The sequence below is a fragment of the Kitasatospora saccharophila genome (assembly GCF_039529925.1).
GTDB lineage: Bacteria > Actinomycetota > Actinomycetes > Streptomycetales > Streptomycetaceae > Kitasatospora > Kitasatospora saccharophila.
This window is the reverse complement of the sequence record NZ_BAAANS010000009.1, coordinates 98890-120261: the sequence shown is the minus strand read 5'-3', so window position 1 is coordinate 120261 and position 21372 is coordinate 98890. Positions and strand designations below refer to the sequence as shown.

At 72.9% G+C, this 21372-nt stretch carries 22 protein-coding genes and 1 riboswitch; of the genes, 18 read left to right on the top strand and 4 right to left on the bottom strand.

What is annotated here, in order from left to right; translation table 11 throughout:
- Positions 1 to 32 precede the first annotated feature (32 nt).
- Positions 33 to 914 carry an AAA family ATPase gene (locus ABD345_RS09190; RefSeq protein WP_344551442.1) on the top strand — a complete coding sequence of 294 codons (882 nt, stop codon included), beginning with the start codon at positions 33 to 35 and terminating at the stop codon, positions 912 to 914.
- Between the two features lie 60 nt (positions 915 to 974).
- On the opposite strand, the gene ABD345_RS09185 is transcribed toward ABD345_RS09190, so the two are convergent.
- Positions 975 to 1877, bottom strand: coding sequence for an SDR family oxidoreductase (locus ABD345_RS09185; protein WP_344551441.1), 903 nt, complete (start codon positions 1875 to 1877; stop codon positions 975 to 977).
- Between the two features lie 90 nt (positions 1878 to 1967).
- Between ABD345_RS09185 and ABD345_RS09180 the strand changes: the two genes are divergently transcribed.
- From ABD345_RS09180 to ABD345_RS09160, 5 genes are all read left to right on the top strand, one after another.
- Positions 1968 to 2534 (top strand): TetR/AcrR family transcriptional regulator, encoded by a 567-nt coding sequence (locus tag ABD345_RS09180; protein ID WP_344551440.1) that lies wholly within the window; start codon positions 1968 to 1970, stop codon positions 2532 to 2534.
- 112 nt (positions 2535 to 2646) lie between these two features.
- Positions 2647 to 3453, top strand: a complete 807-nt coding sequence (locus tag ABD345_RS09175) for an Fpg/Nei family DNA glycosylase (protein WP_344551499.1) — start codon at positions 2647 to 2649, stop codon at positions 3451 to 3453.
- Positions 3454 to 3537: 84 nt separating this feature from the next.
- Positions 3538 to 4230, top strand: a complete 693-nt coding sequence (locus ABD345_RS09170; RefSeq protein ID WP_344551439.1) for a DUF6445 family protein — start codon at positions 3538 to 3540, stop codon at positions 4228 to 4230.
- Positions 4231 to 4331: 101 nt separating this feature from the next.
- Positions 4332 to 4540: riboswitch (cobalamin riboswitch) on the top strand.
- Positions 4541 to 4570: 30 nt separating this feature from the next.
- Positions 4571 to 5692 (top strand): Nickel transporter NicT, encoded by a 1122-nt coding sequence (gene nicT, locus ABD345_RS09165; RefSeq protein WP_344551438.1) that lies wholly within the window; start codon positions 4571 to 4573, stop codon positions 5690 to 5692.
- Positions 5693 to 5781: 89 nt separating this feature from the next.
- Positions 5782 to 6357, top strand: coding sequence for a helix-turn-helix domain-containing protein (locus tag ABD345_RS09160; protein WP_344551437.1), 576 nt, complete (start codon positions 5782 to 5784; stop codon positions 6355 to 6357).
- 49 nt (positions 6358 to 6406) lie between these two features.
- On the opposite strand, the gene ABD345_RS09155 is transcribed toward ABD345_RS09160, so the two are convergent.
- Positions 6407 to 6649, bottom strand: a complete 243-nt coding sequence (locus tag ABD345_RS09155) for a type B 50S ribosomal protein L31 (RefSeq protein ID WP_344551436.1) — start codon at positions 6647 to 6649, stop codon at positions 6407 to 6409.
- Between the two features lie 46 nt (positions 6650 to 6695).
- Positions 6696 to 6860, bottom strand: coding sequence for a 50S ribosomal protein L33 (gene rpmG / locus ABD345_RS09150; protein ID WP_344551435.1), 165 nt, complete (start codon positions 6858 to 6860; stop codon positions 6696 to 6698).
- Between the two features lie 133 nt (positions 6861 to 6993).
- On the opposite strand from rpmG, the gene ABD345_RS09145 reads away from it, so the two are divergent.
- The 5 genes from ABD345_RS09145 to ABD345_RS09125 all read left to right on the top strand — a co-directional run bounded on the left by ABD345_RS09145 (position 6994) and on the right by ABD345_RS09125 (position 11299).
- Complete coding sequence (locus ABD345_RS09145) at positions 6994 to 8100, top strand: aminopeptidase P family protein (RefSeq protein ID WP_344551434.1); 1107 nt, start codon at positions 6994 to 6996, stop codon at positions 8098 to 8100.
- A 77-nt stretch (positions 8101 to 8177) separates the two neighbouring features.
- Positions 8178 to 8741, top strand: coding sequence for an elongation factor P (gene efp, locus ABD345_RS09140; protein WP_111555856.1), 564 nt, complete (start codon positions 8178 to 8180; stop codon positions 8739 to 8741).
- A 2-nt stretch (positions 8742 to 8743) separates the two neighbouring features.
- Complete coding sequence (gene nusB / locus ABD345_RS09135; RefSeq protein WP_344551433.1) at positions 8744 to 9181, top strand: transcription antitermination factor NusB; 438 nt, start codon at positions 8744 to 8746, stop codon at positions 9179 to 9181.
- Positions 9182 to 9289: 108 nt separating this feature from the next.
- Positions 9290 to 10117 (top strand): thioesterase family protein, encoded by an 828-nt coding sequence (locus tag ABD345_RS09130; protein ID WP_344551432.1) that lies wholly within the window; start codon positions 9290 to 9292, stop codon positions 10115 to 10117.
- 396 nt (positions 10118 to 10513) lie between these two features.
- Positions 10514 to 11299, top strand: a complete 786-nt coding sequence (locus ABD345_RS09125; protein ID WP_344551431.1) for a hypothetical protein — start codon at positions 10514 to 10516, stop codon at positions 11297 to 11299.
- 99 nt (positions 11300 to 11398) lie between these two features.
- On the opposite strand, the gene bldD is transcribed toward ABD345_RS09125, so the two are convergent.
- Positions 11399 to 11902, bottom strand: coding sequence for a transcriptional regulator BldD (bldD, locus tag ABD345_RS09120; protein ID WP_030459171.1), 504 nt, complete (start codon positions 11900 to 11902; stop codon positions 11399 to 11401).
- Between the two features lie 279 nt (positions 11903 to 12181).
- On the opposite strand from bldD, the gene pyrR reads away from it, so the two are divergent.
- From pyrR to ABD345_RS09085, 7 genes are all read left to right on the top strand, one after another.
- Entirely contained in the window at positions 12182 to 12793 is a 612-nt protein-coding gene (pyrR, locus tag ABD345_RS09115; protein WP_344551430.1) for a bifunctional pyr operon transcriptional regulator/uracil phosphoribosyltransferase PyrR, read from the top strand.
- Between the two features lie 6 nt (positions 12794 to 12799).
- The gene (locus ABD345_RS09110) at positions 12800 to 13792 is read left to right on the top strand and encodes an aspartate carbamoyltransferase catalytic subunit (RefSeq protein WP_344551429.1); all 993 of its coding nucleotides are present in this window, start codon (positions 12800 to 12802) and stop codon (positions 13790 to 13792) included.
- Positions 13789 to 15081 (top strand): dihydroorotase, encoded by a 1293-nt coding sequence (locus tag ABD345_RS09105; protein ID WP_344551428.1) that lies wholly within the window; start codon positions 13789 to 13791, stop codon positions 15079 to 15081. Before ABD345_RS09110 ends, ABD345_RS09105 begins: the two co-directional genes overlap by 4 nt.
- On the top strand, positions 15081 to 15638 hold the full coding sequence (locus tag ABD345_RS09100) for a PH-like domain-containing protein (RefSeq protein ID WP_344551427.1): 558 nt from the start codon (positions 15081 to 15083) through the stop codon (positions 15636 to 15638). Before ABD345_RS09105 ends, ABD345_RS09100 begins: the two co-directional genes overlap by 1 nt.
- Entirely contained in the window at positions 15635 to 16825 is a 1191-nt protein-coding gene (gene carA / locus ABD345_RS09095) for a glutamine-hydrolyzing carbamoyl-phosphate synthase small subunit (RefSeq protein ID WP_344551426.1), read from the top strand. The genes ABD345_RS09100 and carA overlap by 4 nt, the downstream gene beginning before the upstream one ends.
- Complete coding sequence (carB, locus tag ABD345_RS09090) at positions 16818 to 20126, top strand: carbamoyl-phosphate synthase large subunit (protein ID WP_344551425.1); 3309 nt, start codon at positions 16818 to 16820, stop codon at positions 20124 to 20126. The genes carA and carB overlap by 8 nt, the downstream gene beginning before the upstream one ends.
- A 102-nt stretch (positions 20127 to 20228) precedes the next feature.
- Positions 20229 to 21326 carry a quinone-dependent dihydroorotate dehydrogenase gene (locus ABD345_RS09085; RefSeq protein WP_344551424.1) on the top strand — a complete coding sequence of 366 codons (1098 nt, stop codon included), beginning with the start codon at positions 20229 to 20231 and terminating at the stop codon, positions 21324 to 21326.
- The last annotated feature ends 46 nt before the right edge of the window (positions 21327 to 21372 follow it).

Genomic DNA, 21372 nt, shown 5'->3' with positions numbered 1-21372 from the left:
GGTGGCGGACTTGTGCCCGCCACCGGGCCCACGTGTACATTCGGCGCAGGGAGGTGGCGGTGAGCCAGTACGCGCAGAACCAGCACGCGGGGGGCCAGGTGCCGCCCCGGCCGGCCGCTGCCCCGCACCCGCATCCGCACCCGCATCCGCACCCGACGGGCCATCAGCCGCCGTACTCCGGAAGCACCCAGCCGATGCCCGCCCTGGGGCCCACCGCGCCCCGGCCCGACCGGCCGACCGTGCCGCTCAAGGCCGTCGCCCCGATAGCCCCCGGCGGCACCGGACACTTCCTGCTGCCCAGCGGAACCGCCGTCCAACTGCCCGCCCCGCCCCCGCACCAGCCCGCGCTCCCCGCCCCGGCCCCGATCGGCCCGATCGCCGTCCTGCTGATCGGCGCGGCCGGCGCCGGCAAGACCACCGTCGCCCGCTACTGGGCCGAGCGTCGCCCCACCCCCACCGCCCACATCAGCCTCGACGACGTCCGCGAGTGGGTCCAGTCCGGCTTCGCCAACCCGCAGTCCGGCTGGAACACCGACTCCGAGGCGCAGTACCGGCTCGCCCGCCGCACCTGCGGCTTCGCCTGCCGCAACTACCTCGCCAACGGCATCTCCTGCATCATCGACGACGCCGTCTTCCCCGACCGCCCCGCCATCGGCCTCGGCGGCTGGAAGCGCCACATCGGCCCCGGCATGATCCCCGTCGTCCTCCTCCCCGGCCTCGACCGCGTCCTCGCCCGCAACGCCGAACGCTCCGGCAACCGGCGCCTCTCCGACGACGAAGTGGCCCGCATCCACGGCCGGATGGCCGGCTGGCGCACCTCCGGCCTCCCGATCATCGACAACTCCAACCTCAGCGTGCCGGAGACGGCGGCGGCACTGGACCACGCGATCCTGAGCCGGCTGCAGGGGCGTTGAGGGTTCGCTGCGCGGCGAGGGGGTTGGGGCGGGGGAGAGGCGGCGGGGCTGGGGGGTGGGTCAGTTCTCGGTGAAGTAGTGGTCCTCGTTCAGGTCGTCGAGCAGGCTCGGGTGGGTGGGCTGCCAGTCGAGCAGGGTGCGGGTGGTCTCGGCGGAGGCGGGCATGTCGAGGGGGACGATGCGGGACAGGAAGCCGAAGTGTTCGGCGGCGCGGGCTTCTTCGACGGGGGCGGTGGGGAGGCCGAGGCGGATGCCGATGCGCTCGGCGATCTCGCGGAAGGGGACGCCCTGGTCGTCCACGCCGTGCAGCCGGCTGCCGGCGGGGGCGTGTTCGAGGGCGAGCCGGTAGAGGCGGGCCGCGTCGAGGGTGTGGACGGCGGGCCAGCGGTTGGTGCCCTCGCCGAGGTAGCCGGAGGTGCCGGTGGTGCGGGCGGTGCGGATCAGGATGGGGACGAAGCCGTGCCGGTCGAGCGGGCTGTGCACGACCGGGGGCAGCCGGACGACGCTGGTGCGCACGCCCTCGGCGGCCGCGTCGACCAGGGCCTGTTCGGCTTCGGTGCGCGGGGCGCCCGGGGCGACCCGGGTTTCGAGGGAGAGTTGGCCGGGAGCGCCGCCCGCGCCGGTGCCGCCGGTGCCGACGAGGGGCTTGCCGGTGCCCGCGAGCGCCTCGACCAGGGCCCGGACGGCCTTCAGGTCGTCGGCCATCGCGCCGGCGTAGTCGCCGCCGAGCATCGCCTCGTGCTTGAAGGCCAGGTGCACGACGCCGTCGGCGGCCGCGGCGGCGGCCCGCAGGCCGTCCAGGTCGTCGAGGTCGCCGCGGCGGACGTCCGCGCCGAGGGCGGTGAGGGCGGCGGCGGAGGCGTCGGAGCGGGCCAGGCCGGTGACCCGGTGGCCGGCCGCGAGCAGGTCGGGGACGAGGGCGGAGCCGAGGTGGCCGGTCGCTCCGGTGACGAAGACGTGCATGGTGGACCTCCAGTGATGAGACCTTGTCTCGTCACCATAGCTCGCGGAGCGGCATGATGCGACCAAGTCCCGTCACGTAGACTTCGGATCATGGCCAGATGGGACCCGAACGCCCGCGAGCGGCTGGGGCGCGCCGCGCTGGAACTCTTCGTCCGGCAGGGCTACGACCGCACCACCGTCGCCGAGATCGCCGAACGCGCGGGCCTGGCCAAGAGCACCTTCTTCCGGCACTTCGCGGACAAGCGCGAGGTGCTCTCCGGCGGCGACGTGCTGGCCCGGCTGTTCACCGGTGCGATCGCCGCCGCCCCGCCCGGGGCCGGGCCGCTGGAGGCCGCCGGGGCCGCGCTGGCCGCCGCCGGGGAGCAGGCCTTCACCGCCGAGCGGTACGGGACGGTCTGCGAGCGCCAGCAGGTGATCGCCGCCAACCCCGAGCTCACCGAGCGCGAACTCCTCAAGCGCGAGGCCCTCGTCACCGCCCTCACCGCCGCCCTGCGCGAGCGCGGCGTCCCCGAGCCGGCCGCCGTCCTCACCGCCCAGCTCACCCTGCTCGCCCTGGGCACCGCCCTGGCCCGCTGGACCGCCCGCCCCGGCCAGGACTTCACCGCCCTGGCCCGCGAGGCGCTCACCACCCTGCGCGACACCGCCGCCACCCTCTGAAGGTGCGGCTGCCACCGGCCCGAAAGCGGCTGACCCCGGCCGGGTCGGGCTGTCCGTGCGTCCTGGGAGGATGGACTCCTCGCCGACCACCACGACCGAGGAGTTGACGCCGGTGCCCGAGGGGCATGTGATCCACCGCCTGGCCAGGGAGAACGACGAGCGGTTCGGCGGCCGCCCGGTCCGGGTGTCCAGCCCGCAGGGGCGCTTCGCGGAGGGGGCCGCGCTGATCGACGGGCGGGTGCTGGACGAGGCGGAGGCGCACGGCAAGCACCTGTTCCTCGGCTTCGGCGAGCACTGGCTGCACGTGCACCTGGGCCTGTACGGCAAGTACGAGTTCGGCGCGGGCGGGGCCCCGGCGCCGGTCGGCCAGGTCCGGCTGCGGATGGTCAACGACGGCGGCTACGCCGACCTGCGCGGCCCGACCGCCTGCGAACTGCTCACCCCCGCCGAGAAGGCCGCCGTCCACCGCCGGCTGGGGCCGGACCCGCTGCGCCCGGGCGAGGCGGGCGACGCGGCCTGGCAGCGGATCTCCCGCAGCGGCAGCACGGTCGCCGCCCTGCTGATGGACCAGAAGGTGCTGGCCGGCGTCGGCAACGTCTACCGCGCCGAGGTGCTGTTCCGGCTCGGCATCAGCCCGCACCGGGCCGGCCGCGACCTCTCCCGCGCGGAGTGGGACGCGATCTGGACGGACCTGGTCGCCCTGATGCACGACGGCGTGGCCGCCGGCCGGATCGACACCGTCCGCCCCGAGCACACCCCGGAGGCGATGGGCCGCCCCCCGCGGGTGGACGACCACGGCGGCGAGGTGTACGTCTACCGCCGCCACGACCAGCCCTGCCTGGTGTGCGGAACCCCGGTCCGCACCGAGGAGTTGGCGGCCCGGAACCTGTTCTGGTGCCCGCGCTGCCAGCGGGTCTGACGGGCCGTCGGCGGATCAAGCCTTGACGCAAGGTTGACCACGCCTTGGGCGAGGGCCCGGAACGGCGCTCCTATTGTCGGGTGCATGCCCGTGCAACCGTTCCAGGGCCCGCGCCCCACCCCGGCGCTCCCGGTCCTGCCGTACCGCAAGCCCACCAGGGGACGCGACTACTGGGTGCTGGACGACGTCCTGCCGGACCCGGACGCGGTGCGGGCCCGGCACCTGGCCCGCACGGACTGGGACGAGGGCTACCCGTACCGGCCGGAGTCCTGGCCGGGGCTGCGCGCGATGCCCGGGCTGGAGCCGGACGAGCTGGCGCACGTCGAGGAGCTGGTCCGCGGGGCCACCGGGGCGGAGCGGATCTGGGCGCTGGACGAGGCCGGGGGCGGCACCTTCAACCACAACTGCGTGCAGGTGGTCGGCGCGGGGGAGTGCGAGCCGCGCCCGCACACCGACTCGCGCTCGCTGTGCCGGTACGCCGCCGTGCTGTACCTCAACCCGGCCGTCCCCAAGCGCTGCGGCACCAGCTTCCACCGGCAGAGCTTCCCCGGCGGCCGGCTCGGCGGCAACAGCGTGGTCGCCCCGCACGACAACCTGGTGGACGCGCTCGGCACCCGCTTCGTCCCGCCGGACTCGTTCACCGAGGACCTGGCCGTCCCGCACCGCTACAACCGGCTGCTGCTCTACACCGCCAACCTGATCCACACCGCGACCGAGTACCACGGCGCGACGCTGGAGCAGAAGCGGATGACCTGCGTCTTCTTCTGGATGGCCTGAGCCGCCCGGACGGCCTGACCGCTCGTCAGCACGGCCCTGACCAGGCGTGATCTGCGCCACCCGGATCCGGGGGCGCCCTTGCCGCCGCGCCCCCGGCGGGCCTACGGTGGGCGGGCCGTGGTGTTCGGGAAGCCGGTGCACTGTGTCCGTCACGAGAGTGGGACGCAGGAGTCCGGAGCGGCCCTCGCCACTGTGATCGGGGAGTCGTCGGCTCCCACCCCGTGCCACTGGCCGCTCGCGGCCGGGAAGGCCGGGAGCCGGCGCGCAACACCCCGTCAGCCAGGAGACCGGCCACGGCATCTCACGAAGTGATCCACGAGGTGCTGGAGCGTGAACGCGGATGACCGCGCATGAGTCGACCCTGCCCGGGCACAAGCCCGGCTCCCCCCTTCCCTCCTTCCGCTGGCGGCGCGAGGACACCCTGCGCACGGCCGGCCTGATGGCGGTGATCCTGGCGCTGCACGTGGTGGCGTTCGGGACGCTGCTGTTCCTGGTGGCGCCGCACGACTACAAGGTCGGCACCCAGGTGTTCGGCGTCGGCCTGGGCGTCACCGCCTACACCCTGGGCATGCGGCACGCCTTCGACGCCGACCACATCGCGGTGATCGACAACACCACCCGCAAGCTGATGGCGGACGGCCGCCGCCCGGTCTCGGTGGGCTTCTGGTTCGCGCTCGGCCACTCCTCGATGGTGGTGCTGATGGCCGGCCTGGTGGCCGGGGGCGCGGCGCTGGCGGGCACCCTGATGGACGAGGACTCCACCACCCACCGGGTGCTCGGCACCATCGGCACCACCGCGTCCGGCGCCTTCCTCTACCTGATCGCGGCGCTCAACCTGGTGGCCCTGCTGGGCATCTGGCGGGTGTTCCGGGCGATGCGGGCCGGCCAGTACGACGAGGCCGAGCTGGAGAAGCACCTGAACGCCCGCGGCCTGCTGGCCCGGTTGCTGAACCGGGCCACCCGCTCGATCAGCCGCCCCGGCCAGATGTTCCCGGTCGGGATGGTGCTCGGCCTGGGCTTCGACACCGCCACCGAGGTGACCCTGATGGTGATGGCGGGCTCCGGCGCGGCCTCCGGGCTGCCCTGGTACGCGGTGGTCTGCCTGCCGCTGCTGTTCGCCGCCGGGATGAGCCTGTTCGACACCCTGGACGGCACGTTCATGAACTTCGCCTACCAGTGGGCGTTCGCCAACCCGGTCCGCAAGGTGTACTACAACCTGACCATCACCGGGCTGTCGATCGCGGTGGCCTTCGTGATCGGCACCATCGAGCTGGTCGCGGTGCTGCACGACAAGTTCGACCTGGCCGACCCCGTCACCGGCTGGATCGCGGGCCTCAGCCTGGACAACGTCGGCTTCGTGATCGTCGGCCTGTTCGTGGTGGTCTGGGCCGCCGCGATCGGCTACTGGCGGATCGCCAAGCGCTCCCGGGCCTTCGGCGGAGCGGGCGCCGGAGCCTCCTGACGCACCGTCGGGCGGGCCGCGCAGTACAGTTCGGTGGACCTCCCCGGCCGCCGGAGCGCGGCCCGCCCCGACCCGAACAGGGACCCCGCGTGCCGGAACCCGACCTCGTCACCCAGGCCCTCGCCCGCAACCTCAAGCGGATGCGCCTCGACCGCGGCCACACCCTGGACGCGCTGGCCGCCCGTTCCGGGGTCAGCCGCGGCATGGTGGTCCAGATCGAACAGGCCCGCACCAACCCGAGCATCGGCACCGTGGTCCGGCTCGCCGACGCGCTCGGCGTCTCGATCGCCCGGCTGCTCGACTACGACGCCGCCTCGGCCGTCCGGATCGTCCCCGCCGAGGACGCCGTCCGGCTGTGGACCGGCCCCGACGGCGGCAGCGGCACCCTGCTCGGCGGCGCCGAGGCCCCCGGCCCGCTGGAGCTGTGGGCCTGGCTCCTGCACCCCGGCGAGTCGCACGCCTCCGACCCGCACCCGCCCGGCAGCGTCGAGATCGCCCGGGTCGACGAGGGCGTCCTCACCCTCGTCCTGGACGGTCGCGAGCACCGCGTCCCGGCCGGGTCCACCGCCTCCTACGAGGCCGGGACCGCGCACGGCTACCGCAACGACGGCGAGGTGCCCTGCCGGGTCACCATGGTGGTCTCCGTCCCCCCGCCCGGCGCCTGAACGGGCGAGGGGCCCCGGGCGAACCCGGGGCCCCTCGCTCCGCGCGCCGTCAGCCGCCGTACCGGCGCCGGTACAGCTCGACCCGGCCCTCGGTGTCCATCAGGCGGGCCCGGCCGGTGTAGAACGGGTGGCTCGCCGAGGACGTCTCGACGTCGACCACCGGGTACGTCCGCCCGTCGGCCCACTCGACCGTCCGCTCGCTCGCGGCGGTGGAGCGGGTCAGGAACGACAGGCCCCCGGTCTTGTCCCGGAACACCACCGGACGGTACTCGGGGTGGATTCCCTGCTGCATGACTGCTCCTCCTCGCTGGGTGCGTGCTGGATCGGACGGGTGCGGATCAGCGGGCCTCGCGGAACTCCACGTGCCGCCCGGCCACCGGGTCGAACTTCCGCAGGACCATCCGGTCCGGGTCGTTGCGGCGGTTCTTGCGGGTCACGTACGCGAAGCCCGTCCCCGCCGTGGACCGGAGCGTGACCACCGGTCGCAGTTCGCTGCGTGCCATCGTCTCGACCTCCCTCTCCCGGCAACGATTGCCGTTTTCACTACGCCACAACACGGGCACCCCCGCGGGCATTCCCCACCCGCCCAGCCGGTTCCGACGGGCGGCCGCCCCGACCCGTTCGTACGCTCGGACCATGTCCGACGCGCACGCCGCCCGACGCGAACGCCTCCGCGAGTACTGCAGCGCCTCCGGGGCCGACGCCGCGCTGATCACGCGCGCCGCCAACGTCCGCTACCTCACCGGCTGCCCGCCGCTGGGCGCCGCACTGCTGCTCACCCGCGACCGCGCGGTGCTCGCGGCGCCCGAGGGCGCCGAACCCGAGGAGGGCGGCGAGCGGCAGGCCGACCCCGAGGTCACCCGGTTGCCGGTGCCCGCCGAGGCGGACGCCGCGTCCGCCGCCGCCGAGGCCGCCGCCCGGCTGCGGGTGCGCGACCTCGCCGTCGAGGAGCACGACCTCACCGTGGCCAGGCACCGCACCGTCGCCCGGCTCGCCGGGACGGCCCGGCTGCTCGACCTGGACCGGGCGGTGGAGCGGCTGCGGGTGGTCAAGGACGAGTACGAGATCGCCGACCTGCGGATCGCCGCCGAGATCGCCGACCAGGCCCTCGGCGAACTGCTCGAATCCATCCTGGTCGGCCGCACCGAACGGCACCTGGCGATGGAGCTGGAGCGCCGGATGATCGACCACGGCGCCGACCGGGCCGCCTTCCCGGTCTCGGTCGGCACCGGCAGCCACTCCGGCCTGGAGCAGCACCAGCCCACCGACCGGCGGGTCGAGGAGGGCGACTTCCTCACCGTCGCGCTCGGCGCCCGCTACCGCGGCTACGGGATCTCCACCGCCCGCACCTTCGTGATCGGCGCCGCCCCCGCCGCCTGGCAGGTCGAGCTGCACCGCCTGGTCTTCCACGCCCAGCGGGCCGGCCGGGAGGCCCTCGGACCCGGCGTCGAGCAGCACGTCCCGGACGACGCCGCCCGCTCGATCCTCCAGGCCGCGGGCCACGCCGAGCACTCCGTCCACGCCCTGGGACACGGCATCGGGCTGGAGAACCGGGAGGCTCCGCGCCTGGGGCCCGCCGACATGGGTAAACTGGACAATCGCGTGCCGGTCACCGTCGGTCCAGGGGTCCATCTCCCGGGCCGGGGCGGCGTCCGGATCGAGGACACGCTCGTGGTGCGGCCTCCCGAGGAGGGCGGGCCCGAGCTGCTCACCATCACCACCAAGGAGCTCCTCGCGCTGTAGTCCGCCGCCGGGCGGGCGCCGGCGGCGCGCCTGCTTGGTGCTCTTTGACAGCGGACATATCAGGAGTAAGTGCGCCCGTGGCTACCACGAACGATCTCAAGAACGGCATGGTCCTCAAGCTGGACGGCGGCAAGCTCTGGACCGTCGTCGAGTTCCAGCACGTCAAGCCCGGCAAGGGCCCGGCCTTCGTGCGCACCAAGCTGAAGGAGGTCCTCTCCGGCAAGGTCGTCGAGAAGACCTTCAACGCGGGCATCAAGGTCGAGACCGCCAACGTCGACAAGCGGACCATGCAGTACTCGTACCGCGACGGCGAGGCGTTCATCTTCATGGACATGGACACCTACGACCAGGTCCCGGTCGACGCCGCCACCGTCGGCGACGCCGCCAAGTACCTGCTGGAGGGCTTCGAGGCCCTGGTCGCGCAGAACGAGGGCGTCCCGCTGTACGTCGAGCTCCCCGCCGCGGTCGAGCTGGTCATCGCCGAGACCGAGCCGGGCGTGCAGGGCGACCGCTCCACCGGCGGCACCAAGCCCGCCACCCTGGAGACCGGTGCCGAGATCCAGGTGCCGCTCTTCGTCACCACCGGCGAGAAGGTCAAGGTCGACACCCGCGACGGCAGCTACCTCGGCCGGGTCAAGTAACCGTGGCCGCTGCTCGTAGCAAGGCCCGCACCCGGGCCTTCCAGATCCTGTTCGAGGCGGACCACCGAAGCGTGTCCCCCGAGCGGGTGCTCGCCGACTGGATCGCGCGGGCGCGCGACCCCCGTCCGGACGAGGGCATTCCGCAGGTCGCGGAGTACACGATGCAGTTGGTCGAGGGGTACGCGCAGCACGCGCGCACCATCGACGACCTGATCTCCACCTACGCGGTGGGCTGGACGCTGGACCGGATGCCGATCGCCGACCGCAACGTGCTCCGGCTCGGTGCGTACGAGCTGATCTGGGAGGACGGGACGCCCGACGCGGTGGTCCTGGACGAGGCGGTGGAGATCGCCAAGGAGTTCTCCACCGACGAGTCGCCGGCCTTCGTGAACGGCCTGCTCGCCCGCTTCATGGAGCTCAAGCCGAGCATCCGGCGCTGAGCCCCGCACGCCCCCTCGGAGGCCGTCGGACCTGTTGGTCCGGCGGCCTCCGCGCGTAAGCTACCGGCAAGTAGTTTCTGTTCCGCCGCGCAGAAGGGCCGCGAAGCCATGCCGGAAAGCACCCCCGCCTTCGAGTTCGACCAGGGGATCGCGCTCACCCCGCACCCCGACGAGCCCGGCCGTCACGACGGCGAACTCGGCGACGGCTGGCAGATCGGCGGCGGCGTCAACGGCGGCCTGCTGCTCGCCTTCGCCGCGCACGCGCTCGCCCGGGAGGCCGGACCGGCCCACCCGCACCCGCTCACCGTCAGCGGCACCTACGTGTCCGCCTCCCGGCCCGGGCCCGCGACCGTCCGCACCGAGATCCTCCGGCGCGGCCGCAGCCTCACCACCGGCAGCGCGATCCTCTCCCAGGGCGGCCAGGAGCGGCTGCGGGTCACCGCCTCCTTCACCGACCTCGCCGCGCTCGACGAGGAGGTCGCCACCACCGCGCTCCCGCCCGAACTGCCCGCCCCCGAGCAGTGCGTGGGCGTCGAGCACGCCCCGCGCGAACTCCTCGCCCAGGCCGCCCTGCTGGAGCGCCTCGACCTCCGGCTCGACCCGGCCACCATCGGCTGGGCGCTCGGCCAGCCGTCCAAGCAGGGGCGCATCCAGGGCTGGTTCCGGCTCGCCGACAAGCGCCCCGCCGACGCGCTCTCCCTCCTCCTCACCGCCGACGCCCTCCCCCCGGTCACCTTCGACCTCGGCCGCCCCGGCTGGGCCCCCACCATCGAACTCACCGTCCACGTCCGCGCCCTGCCCGCCGACGGCTGGCTGCGGGTCTCGCACGCCACCCGCAACGTGGCCGGCGGGTACTTCGAGGAGGACTGCGAGGTCTGGGACGAGAACGGGCGACTGGTCGCCCAGTCCCGGCAGTTGGCCATGGCGCCCCGGTAGGAGGGCACCACCAGGGGCTCGGGGAACGGCGAGGCCGTGGCTGCGGGCGGTGCACTGCCGTGGCGCGCTTCTGCTTCGGGTTCGGTCAAAGACACGCAGCAGCATGGACCTTCGATGGGCTCCGGCCGTCAGCAGCACGAGCCCGCCGTTCCCCGGGCCCCTGACGGGGCCCATGCGCAGCATCGACTCGCCGTTCCCCGAGCCCCTGGCTTCGCTCTCGCTCCTGACGGTCGGTTGCAGAGTTGTGACGGGGCGTGTGTGTGGGACGGGTGTGGGCGGGGAGGAGTGGGGCAGCAGTTGCTCGACCGAGAACCCCGGGAGCCACCGATGTCCAGGAACAGCCGCCGGCCGCGCCGTTGCAGTGCAGAGCCCTCGCAGCGGAGCGAGGAGGCGTTCGTGACGGGCATCCTGACCGGCGAGGCGGACTTCGAGCGGGTGCGGTCCTGGCGGGTGACGGACGCGCCGGACTACGGGACGTACCTGCGGGAGGCCGGGGAGCTGCTGGCCGGGGCGGTGGAGGAGTACGGGACGGTCCGGGCGCGGATGTTCCACCCGGAGGACTTCGCGGACTACTGCCTGCTGCACGGGCTGGACGTGCGGGAGCAGGTCGCGCGGGACGGCTACCTGGTCAACCCGCCGCTGCGGACCCAGCTGGTGACCTACCGCGGCGAGGACCTCGCGGACTTCCTGCCCCGGCTGGTCCGGGCCCGGGAGGGCGGCCTCGTGCTGTGCCACGCGGACCTGCTGATGGACGGCGCGCTGTGCGGCGCCGAGGGCGCGGCGGCCGACCCGCGGGTGCGGTGGACGTACCAGCAGGCGTCGGAGGTGTTCCGGCGGGTGCTGGTGGGCGCGGGCTGCGGGGCCTACGAGTTCCGGGTGGTGGTGGACGCGCCGGGCGGGCCGCTGGAGGCCCGGGCGCGGGTGCTGCACTGGGAGGACGGCGCGGTGCGGATCAACGACGAGGACCTGGACCTGGTCACCGCGGTGCTGTGCGCCGGGCTGTACTGCGAGCTGCCGGGCGCCGCGGTGCTGCACGGGACGCAGGGCTCGGGCGCGCTGTGCGGGGAGTACCGGCAGGTGGCCTGGGCCTGGCGGAGCACCGGCTACGAGTGGTCGCCGGCCGAGCTGGCGGTGGCCGGGGTGGCCGCGGCCCCCGGGTTCAGCCTGGGCACGGTGGTCTGAGCCGGCGGTTCCGGGACGGCGACAGCGGGGCGGGACACCGGCGATCGCCGGTGTCCCGCCCCGCTGTGACGTTTCTTCAGACGGGGAGCCGACCGCAGGTCAGCTCGCGTCCTCCTCGCGGACGGCGCGCCGCGCGTCCGGGTTCAGCACGCCCCAGCTGATCAGCTGCTCGGTGAGGATCGAGGGGGACTGGTCGTAGATGACGGCCAGCGTGCGCAGGTCGTCCTGGCGGATCGAGAGCACCTTGCCGTTGTAGTCGCCGCGCTGCGACTGGATGGTCGCGGCGTAGCGCTGCAGCGGGCCGGCCTTCTCGGACGGGACCTGGGTGAGCCGCTCCAGGTCGAGGACCAGGCGCGGCGGCGGCTCGGCGGCGCCGCCCGGGGTGCCGCCGGGCAGCAGCTCCTGGACCGGCACGCCGTAGAACTCGGCCAGCTCGGCGAGGCGCTGGACGGTGACCGCGCGGTCGCCGCGCTCGTAGGAGCCGACGACCACGGCCTTCCAGCGGCCCTGGGACTTCTCCTCGACGCCGTGCAGGGAGAGCCCCTGCTGAGTGCGGATCGCCCGGAGCTTGGCCCCGAGCTGCTTCGCGTAGTCGCTGGACATGGATCTCCCCGGACGAGATTGCTGCGCGTGCGCTTGCTTCGCGTGCGCCGAAAAGTGAGCGACGGAGGGCTCGCTGCGGAGCACCTTCGTAACTCACTGTGAGGTTACGTAGAGTGAGGGTTGCGCGTCAAGCCGAATGGGGCACTCGTGCGAACGGGCGGCGAACGGCCTTCGATCAGCACGCTGCTACCATTGACGCGGCTCCGGCTGCGGCCGGAAACCATTCCAGACATCCTTTAAGACCCGTCCCGTGAGGCGGGGAAGGAGGTCCGCTTCGGCATGACCACACCCAGTTCCACCCCCCGCGCCCCGCACCAGGTGCTGGACGCCACCGACATCGCCCGGGTCGTCACCCGGATCGCCCACGAGATCGTGGAACGCGCCAAGGGCGCGGAGGACGTGGTGCTGCTCGGCATCCACACCCGCGGCGTCCACCTGGCCCGCCGGCTGCAGGCCAAGCTGACCCAGATCACCGGCCGGGACATCCCGTTCGGGACGCTGGACATCACCATGTACCGGGACGACCTGCGGCTGAAGCCCGCGCGGGCCCTGGAGCACACCGAGATCCCGGCCGAGGGCATCGACGGCAAGCTGGTGATCCTGGTCGACGACGTGCTGTTCTCCGGCCGGACCATCCGCGCCGCGCTCGACGCGCTGGGCGACATCGGCCGTCCGCGCGCCGTCCGCCTCGCCGTCCTGGTCGACCGCGGGCACCGCGAACTCCCGATCCGCGCCGACTACGTGGGCAAGAACCTGCCCACCTCGCTGCGCGAGGCCGTGCAGGTCCGGCTGGCCGAGTCCGACGGCCTGGACGCCGTCCTGCTGGGTGACCGCGACTACGCCGCCCGCTCCTCCCAGGCCCTGGCCGCCGACCCCGAACTCCCGGAGTAGAACCGCGTGAAGCGCCACCTCGTCTCCACCGCCGACCTCGGCCGCGACGACGCCCTGCTGATCCTGGACACCGCCGAGGAGCTCTCCCAGTTCTCCGGACGGGCCGTCAAGAAGCTGCCCACGCTGCGCGGCCGCACCGTCGTCAACCTGTTCTTCGAGGACTCCACCCGCACCAAGACCTCCTTCGAGGTCGCCGAGAAGCGGCTCTCCGCGGACGTCATCAACTTCTCCGCCAAGGGCTCCTCGGTCTCCAAGGGCGAGAGCCTCAAGGACACCGCGCTGACCCTGCAGGCGATGGGCGCCGACGCCGTGGTCATCCGGCACCACGCCTCCGGCGCGCCCGCCCGGCTGGCCGGCTCGGACTGGCTGCACGGCTCGGTGATCAACGCCGGCGACGGCACCCACGAGCACCCCACCCAGGCCCTGCTGGACGCCTTCACCCTGCGTCGCCACCTCAACCCCGGCACCGGGCGCGACCTGGCCGGCCGCCGGGTCGCCATCGTCGGCGACATCCTGCACAGCCGGGTCGCCCGCTCCAACGTGCACCTGCTGACCACGCTCGGCGCCGAGGTGGTCTTCGTCGCCCCGCCGACCCTGCTGCCGATCGGCATCGAGACCTGGCCCTGCGAGGTCTCCTACGACCTCGACAGCGTGCTGCCCAAGGTCGACGCGGTGATGATGCTGCGGGTCCAGCGCGAGCGGATGAGCGCCGCCTTCTTCCCCACCGAGCGCGAGTACTCCCGGCGCTACGGCCTGGACGGCACCCGGCTGGCCAAGCTGCCCGAGCACGCCGTCGTCATGCACCCCGGTCCGATGGTCCGCGGCATGGAGATCACCGCCGAGGTCGCCGACTCCCCGCGCTGCACCGTGGTCGAGCAGGTCGCCAACGGCGTGTCCGTCCGGATGGCCGTGCTCTACCTGCTGCTCGGCGGCGCGGTCTTCGCCGACGCCCCCGCCGACGCCCCCCGCACCACCGAACTCCCGGAGGCCGCCCAGTGACCACCTACCTGATCCGCAACGCCCAGATCCTCGGCGGCGCCCCCCAGGACATCCACGTCGTCGACGGCGTCTTCGCCGCGATCGGCGAGGACCTCGACGTCCAGGCCGACATCGACATCGACGCGCACGGCCTGATCGCCCTGCCCGGCCTGGTCGACCTGCACACCCACCTGCGCGAGCCCGGCCGGGAGGACGCCGAGACCGTCCTCACCGGCACCCGGGCCGCCGCGATGGGCGGCTACACCGCCGTGCACGCGATGGCCAACACCTTCCCGGTCGCCGACAGCGCCGGCGTGGTCGAGCAGGTCTGGCGGCTGGGCCGCGAGTCCGGCTACTGCGACGTGCAGCCGGTCGGCGCCGTCACCGTCGGCCTGGAGGGCAAGCAGCTCGCCGAGCTCGGCGCGATGCACGACTCCGCCGCCGGGGTGCGGGTCTTCTCCGACGACGGCAAGTGCGTGGACGACGCGGTGATCATGCGCCGCGCGCTGGAGTACGTGAAGGCGTTCGACGGCGTCGTCGCCCAGCACGCCCAGGAGCCCCGGCTGACCGCCGGCGCCCAGATGAACGAGGGCCTGGTCTCCGGCGAGCTCGGCCTCGGCGGCTGGCCCGCCGTCGCCGAGGAGTCGATCATCGCCCGGGACGTGCTGCTCGCCGCGCACGTCGGCTCCCGGGTGCACATCTGCCACCTCTCCACCGCCGGCTCGGTCGAGATCGTCCGCTGGGCCAAGAGCAAGGGCTGGGACGTCACCGCCGAGGTCACCCCGCACCACCTGCTGCTCACCGACGAACTGGTCCGCAGCTACGACCCGGTCTACAAGGTCAACCCGCCGCTGCGCACCGCCGAGGACGTCGAGGCGCTGCGCCGCGCGCTGGCCGACGGCACCATCGACGCCGTCGCCACCGACCACGCCCCGCACCCCGCGGAGGACAAGGACTGCGAGTGGGCGGTCGCCGCGATGGGCATGGTCGGCCTGGAGACCGCGCTGTCGGTCGTGCAGCAGACCATGGTCGACACCGGCCTGCTGAACTGGGAGGGCGTCGCGGACCGGATGTCGCACCGCCCGGCCCGGATCGGCCGGCTGGCCGGGCACGGACGGCCGATCTCGGTGGGCGAGCCTGCCAACCTGGTGCTGTTCGATCCCGCGTACCGTGGAGTGGTGAACCCCGACACCTTCGCGACCCGCTCCCGCAACAGCCCGTACCGGGGCATGGACCTGCCCGGACGGGTGCACGCCACCTTCCTGCGCGGCGAGGCCACCGTGCTCGCCGGCGAACTGGTCGAGCGCTGATGCGGCTCGCCACCGAGAAGGGCCACGTCACCGACTGGCCCGGGTACGTCGGCGCGACGGTGGGCCTGCTGGTCCTGATCGCGCTGGTGTACTGGCTGATGCGGCAGGGCTGGAACTGGCGGCGCACCCTCCAGTCCGACCTGCCGGAACTGCCCGCGGTGCCCGCGGAGACCGGCCCGGCGCTGCTGACGGCGCCCGGCCGCTACCACGGTTCCACCACCGCGGGGAACTGGCTGGACCGGGTCGTCGCGCACGGCCTGGGAACGCGCAGCCTCGCCGAACTGACCCTCACCGAGCGGGGCCTGCTGGCCCGCCGCCCCGGCGAGGCCGACCTGTGGATCCCCGCCGCCGCGCTCACCGGCGCCCGCACCGACTCCGGCATCGCCGGCAAGGTCGTGCCGAGCGGGCTGCTGGTGGTCGGCTGGACGCACGGGCCGCGCGCGCTGGAGAGCGGCTTCCGGCTGGACGCCGCCGACGCGCACGAGGACTGGGTCGAGGCCGTCGAGGCACTAGTGACACGTACGAAGACGATGAAGACGGAAGAGGCCGCCACATGACCGCACCTGCCCCCACCACGCAGCGCACCAGGCGGGAGCGCGTGCCCGCCGTGCTCGTCCTGGAGGACGGCCGGACCTTCCGCGGCCAGGCGTACGGCGCGGTCGGCGAGACCTTCGGCGAGGCGGTCTTCAACACCGGCATGTCCGGCTACCAGGAGACCCTGACCGACCCGTCGTACCACCGCCAGGTGGTCGTGATGACCGCCCCGCAGATCGGCAACACCGGCTGGAACGACGAGGACGACGAGTCGCAGCAGATCTGGGTGTCCGGCTACGTGGTCCGCGACCCCGCCCGGGTCGCCTCCAACTGGCGCTCGAAGCGCTCGCTGGACGAGGAGCTGGAGCGCCAGGGCGTCGTCGGCATCAGCGGCATCGACACCCGCGCGCTCACCCGCCACCTGCGCGAGCGCGGCGCGATGCGGGTCGGCATCTTCTCCGGCCCGGCCGTCGCCGACCAGGCCGAGCTGCTCGCCAAGGTGCAGCAGGCCCCGGAGATGAAGGGCGCCGACCTGTGCGCCGAGGTCGCCACCAAGGAGACCTACGTCGTCCCGGCGATCGGCGAGAAGAAGTTCACCGTCGCCGCCCTCGACCTGGGCATCAAGGGCATGACCCCGCAGCGGATGGCCGAGCGCGGCATCGAGGTGCACGTGCTGCCCGCCAACTCCACCGTCGAGGACATCTACGCCGTCCGGCCCGACGGCGTGTTCTTCTCCAACGGCCCGGGCGACCCGGCCACCGCCGACCGCCAGGTCGAGGTGCTGCGCGGCGTGCTGGCGAAGAAGACCCCGTTCTTCGGCATCTGCTTCGGCAACCAGCTGCTGGGCCGGGCCCTCGGCTTCGGCACCTACAAGCTCAAGTACGGCCACCGCGGCATCAACCAGCCGGTGCAGGACCGCACCACCGGCAAGGTCGAGGTGACCGCCCACAACCACGGCTTCGCCGTGAACGCGCCGCTGGACCAGGTGAGCGACACCCCCTTCGGGCGGGTCGAGGTCTCCCACGTCTGCCTCAACGACGACGTGGTCGAGGGCCTGCAGGCACTCGACATCCCCGCCTTCAGCGTGCAGTACCACCCCGAAGCGGCAGCCGGCCCGCACGACGCCGCCTACCTCTTCGACCGGTTCGTCGAGCTCATGCGAGACGACAGCAAGCACAGTGTGAGCCTTATGGAGGGCCAGCGTGCCTAAGCGCACCGACATCAAGTCCGTTCTGGTCATCGGCTCCGGCCCGATCGTCATCGGCCAGGCGGCGGAGTTCGACTACTCGGGCACGCAGGCCTGCCGGGTGCTCAAGGCCGAGGGGCTGCGGGTCATCCTGGTCAACTCCAACCCGGCGACCATCATGACCGACCCGGAGATCGCCGACGCCACCTACGTCGAGCCGATCACCCCCGAGTTCGTCGAGAAGATCATCGCCAAGGAGCGCCCCGACGCGCTGCTGCCGACCCTCGGCGGCCAGACCGCGCTGAACACCGCGATCTCCCTGCACAAGGCCGGCACGCTGGAGAAGTACGACGTCGAGCTGATCGGCGCCGACGTCGACGCCATCAACAAGGGCGAGGACCGCGAGCTCTTCAAGGGCGTCGTCGAGGCCGTCAACGCCAAGATCGGGTACGGCGAGTCCGCCCGCTCGGTGATCTGCCACTCGATGGAGGACGTCCTCGCCGGCGTCGACACCCTCGGCGGCTACCCGGTCGTGGTCCGCCCCTCCTTCACCATGGGCGGCGCCGGCTCCGGCTTCGCGCACGACGAGGAGGACCTGCGCCGGATCGCCGGGCAGGGCCTGGCGCTCTCGCCGACCACCGAGGTGCTCCTGGAGGAGTCCATCCTCGGCTGGAAGGAGTACGAGCTGGAGCTGATGCGCGACAAGCACGACAACGTGGTCGTCGTCTGCTCGATCGAGAACTTCGACCCGATGGGCGTGCACACCGGTGACTCGATCACCGTCGCCCCGGCGATGACCCTCACCGACCGCGAGTACCAGGTGCTGCGCGACATCGGCATCGCCGTGATCCGCGAGGTCGGCGTCGACACCGGCGGCTGCAACATCCAGTTCGCGGTCAACCCCGAGGACGGCCGGGTCATCGTCATCGAGATGAACCCGCGCGTCTCGCGCTCCTCCGCGCTGGCCTCCAAGGCCACCGGCTTCCCGATCGCCAAGATCGCCGCGAAGCTCGCCGTCGGCTACACGCTGGACGAGATCCCCAACGACATCACCGAGCAGACCCCGGCCTCCTTCGAGCCGACCCTCGACTACGTCGTCGTCAAGGTGCCGCGGTTCGCGTTCGAGAAGTTCCCGTCCGCCGACGCCACGCTGACCACCACCATGAAGTCGGTGGGCGAGGCCATGGCGATGGGCCGCAACTTCCCCGAGGCGCTGAACAAGGCGCTGCGCTCGCTGGAGAAGAAGGGCTCCCAGTTCACCTGGGTCGGCGAGACCGGCGACAAGACCGAGCTGCTGGCGAAGGCCGTCGTTCCGACCGACGGCCGGATCAACACCGTCATGCAGGCGATCCGGGCCGGCGCCACCCCGGAGGAGGTGTTCGAGTCCACCAAGATCGACCCGTGGTTCGTCGACCAGCTCTTCCTGATCAACGAGATCGCCGTCGAGCTGGGCGAGGGCGCCGAGCTCGACCCCGAGCTGCTGCGCCACGCCAAGCGGCACGGCTTCTCCGACCAGCAGATCGGCGAGATCCGCGGCCTGAAGGCCGACGTGGTCCGCGAGGTGCGGCACGCGCTGGGCATCCGCCCGGTGTTCAAGACCGTCGACACCTGCGCCGCCGAGTTCGCCGCCAAGACCCCGTACTTCTACTCGTCCTACGACGAGGAGAGCGAGGTCGCCCCGCGCACCAAGCCCGCCGTGATCATCCTGGGCTCCGGCCCGAACCGGATCGGCCAGGGCATCGAGTTCGACTACTCCTGCGTGCACGCCTCCTTCGCGCTCGCCGACGCCGGGTACGAGACCGTCATGGTCAACTGCAACCCGGAGACCGTCTCCACCGACTACGACACCTCCGACCGGCTCTACTTCGAGCCGCTCACCCTGGAGGACGTGCTGGAGATCGTCCACGCCGAGCAGCAGGCCGGACCGCTGGCCGGCGTGATCGTCCAGCTCGGCGGCCAGACCCCGCTCGGCCTGGCCCAGGCGCTCAAGGACAACGGCGTGCCGATCGTCGGCACCCCGCCGGAGGCGATCCACCTCGCCGAGGAGCGCGGCGCGTTCGGCCGCGTCCTGCGCGACGCCGGACTGCCCGCCCCCAAGCACGGCACCGCGTTCTCCTTCGAGGAGGCCAAGGCGATCGCCGACGAGATCGGCTACCCCGTGCTGGCCCGCCCGTCCTACGTGCTCGGCGGCCGCGGCATGGAGATCGTCTACGACGAGCCCTCGCTCGCCTCCTACCTGGAGCGGCACGCCGGCCTGATCTCCGAGCACCCCGTGCTGATCGACCGCTTCCTCGACGACGCCGTCGAGATCGACGTCGACGCCCTGTACGACGGCGAGGAGCTGTACCTCGGCGGCGTCATGGAGCACATCGAGGAGGCCGGCATCCACTCCGGCGACTCCGCCTGCGCGCTGCCCCCGATCACCCTCGGCGGGTACGACATCAAGCGGCTGCGCTCGGCCACCGAGGGCATCGCCAAGGGCGTCGGCGTGCGCGGCCTGATCAACATCCAGTTCGCGCTGTCCGGCGACATCCTCTACGTGCTGGAGGCCAACCCGCGCGCCTCCCGCACCGTGCCGTTCACCTCCAAGGCCACCGCCGTCCCGCTGGCCAAGGCCGCCGCCCGGATCTCGCTCGGCGCCACCGTCGCCGAACTGCGCGCCGAGGGCCTGCTGCCGCGCGAGGGCGACGGCGGCACGCTGCCCGCCGACGCGCCGATCTCGGTCAAGGAGGCCGTGATGCCGTGGTCGCGCTTCCGCGACGTGCACGGCCGCGGCGTCGACACCGTGCTCGGCCCGGAGATGCGCTCCACCGGCGAGGTCATGGGCATCGACCGGGTCTTCGGCACCGCGTACGCCAAGTCCCAGGCCGGCGCGTACGGCGCCCTGCCCACCAAGGGCAAGGTGTTCGTCTCGGTCGCCAACCGCGACAAGCGCAACCTGGTCTTCCCGGCCCGCGCGCTGGTCGAGCTCGGCTTCGAACTGCTCGCCACCACCGGCACCGCCGAGGTGCTGCAGCGCGGCGGCATCCCCGCCACCGTGGTGCGCAAGCACTCCGACGGCGAGGGCCCGGACGGCGAGAAGACCATCGTCCAGCTCATCCACGAGGGCGGGGTCGACCTGATCATCAACACCCCGTACGGCACCGGCGGCCGCCTCGACGGCTACGAGATCCGCACCGCCGCGGTCTCCCGGGGCGTGCCCTGCCTGACCACCGTGCAGGCGATGGGCGCGGCCGTCCAGGGCATCGCCGAGCTGCGGCGCGGCGAGATCGGCGTGATGTCGCTGCAGGAGCACGCGGCGCTGATCAACTCCGGCCGCAACTAGGCCGAAACCGTGGGGGGCACGCCGGTCCGGTTGCCGGGTGCCCCCCACGTCCATGTCCCGGCACGGCTTACGGCTTACGGCTCACGGAGGGTCGCCCGCGCGATGTACAAGCTCCTGTTCAACCTGGTCTTCAAGAAGATGGACCCGGAGAAGGCCCACCACCTGGCGTTCTTCTGGATCCGGCTGGCCGCCTCGGTGCCCGGCCTGCGCTCCCTGGTGCGCGCCGTGCTCGCCCCGCGCGACCCCCGGCTGCGCACCACCGCGCTCGGCCTCGACCTGCCCGGCCCGTTCGGCCTCGGCGCGGGCTTCGACAAGAACGGCATCGGCATCGACGGCCTGTCGATGCTCGGCTTCGACTACGTCGAGATCGGCACCGTCACCGGCGAGCCGCAGCCCGGCAACCCCGCCCCCCGGCTGTTCCGGCTCGTCGAGGACCGCGCCCTGATCAACCGGATGGGCTTCAACAACCAGGGCTCCGCCCGGGTCGCCACCCGCCTCGCCGCCCGCCCGCACACCAGCAACACCCCCGTCCTCGGCGTCAACATCGGCAAGACCAAGGTCGTGCCGGAGGACGAGGCGACCGCCGACTACCTGAAGAGCGCGAAGGCGCTGGCGCCCCACGCCGACTACCTGGTCGTCAACGTCTCCTCGCCGAACACCCCCGGACTGCGCAACCTGCAGGCCGTCCAGGTGCTCGGCCCGCTGCTCTGGGACGTCCGCAAGGCCGCCGACGAGGTCACCAACCACCACGTCCCGCTGCTGGTGAAGATCGCCCCCGACCTCGCCGACGAGGACATCGACGAGATCGCCGACATGGCCCTGCACCTCGGCCTCGACGGCATCATCGCCACCAACACCACCATCGGCCGCGAGGGCCTGCGCACCCCCGCCGCCCGGATCGAGGAGATCGGCATGGGCGGCCTCTCCGGCGCCCCGCTCAAGGCCCGCTCCCTGGAGGTGCTGGAGCGGCTGCGCAAGCGCACCGACGGCCGCCTCGCCATCGTCTCGGTCGGCGGCATCGAGACCGCCGAGGACGCCTGGCAGCGGATCCTGGCCGGCGCCGACCTCGTCCAGGGCTACTCCGCGTTCATCTACGAGGGGCCGTTCTGGATGCGCAAGGTCCACAAGGGCCTGTCGGCCCGGCTGCGGGCCGCGGGGTACGCGAGCATCGGGGAAGCGGTGGGCAAGGGCAACCGCTGAGCCGCCGGCCCGCGGGGGCGACGAGGGGTGGCCCGTCGGGTCGGCC

Excerpts from the sequence above, each read along its gene's own strand:
- ABD345_RS09185 (WP_344551441.1), bottom strand. The coding sequence starts at position 1,877 with ATGCACGTCTTCGTCACCGGAGCGACCGGCCACCTCGGCTCCGCCCTC.
- ABD345_RS09180 (WP_344551440.1), top strand. The coding sequence starts at position 1,968 with ATGGCCAGATGGGACCCGAACGCCCGCGAGCGGCTGGGGCGCGCCGCG.
- ABD345_RS09170 (WP_344551439.1), top strand. The coding sequence starts at position 3,538 with ATGCCCGTGCAACCGTTCCAGGGCCCGCGCCCCACCCCGGCGCTCCCG.
- nicT (WP_344551438.1), top strand. The coding sequence starts at position 4,571 with ATGACCGCGCATGAGTCGACCCTGCCCGGGCACAAGCCCGGCTCCCCC.
- ABD345_RS09155 (WP_344551436.1), bottom strand. The coding sequence starts at position 6,649 with ATGCAGCAGGGAATCCACCCCGAGTACCGTCCGGTGGTGTTCCGGGAC.
- rpmG (WP_344551435.1), bottom strand. The coding sequence starts at position 6,860 with ATGGCACGCAGCGAACTGCGACCGGTGGTCACGCTCCGGTCCACGGCG.
- ABD345_RS09145 (WP_344551434.1), top strand. The coding sequence starts at position 6,994 with ATGTCCGACGCGCACGCCGCCCGACGCGAACGCCTCCGCGAGTACTGC.
- ABD345_RS09130 (WP_344551432.1), top strand. The coding sequence starts at position 9,290 with ATGCCGGAAAGCACCCCCGCCTTCGAGTTCGACCAGGGGATCGCGCTC.
- bldD (WP_030459171.1), bottom strand. The coding sequence starts at position 11,902 with ATGTCCAGCGACTACGCGAAGCAGCTCGGGGCCAAGCTCCGGGCGATC.
- pyrR (WP_344551430.1), top strand. The coding sequence starts at position 12,182 with ATGACCACACCCAGTTCCACCCCCCGCGCCCCGCACCAGGTGCTGGAC.
- ABD345_RS09100 (WP_344551427.1), top strand. The coding sequence starts at position 15,081 with ATGCGGCTCGCCACCGAGAAGGGCCACGTCACCGACTGGCCCGGGTAC.
- carA (WP_344551426.1), top strand. The coding sequence starts at position 15,635 with ATGACCGCACCTGCCCCCACCACGCAGCGCACCAGGCGGGAGCGCGTG.
- ABD345_RS09085 (WP_344551424.1), top strand. The coding sequence starts at position 20,229 with ATGTACAAGCTCCTGTTCAACCTGGTCTTCAAGAAGATGGACCCGGAG.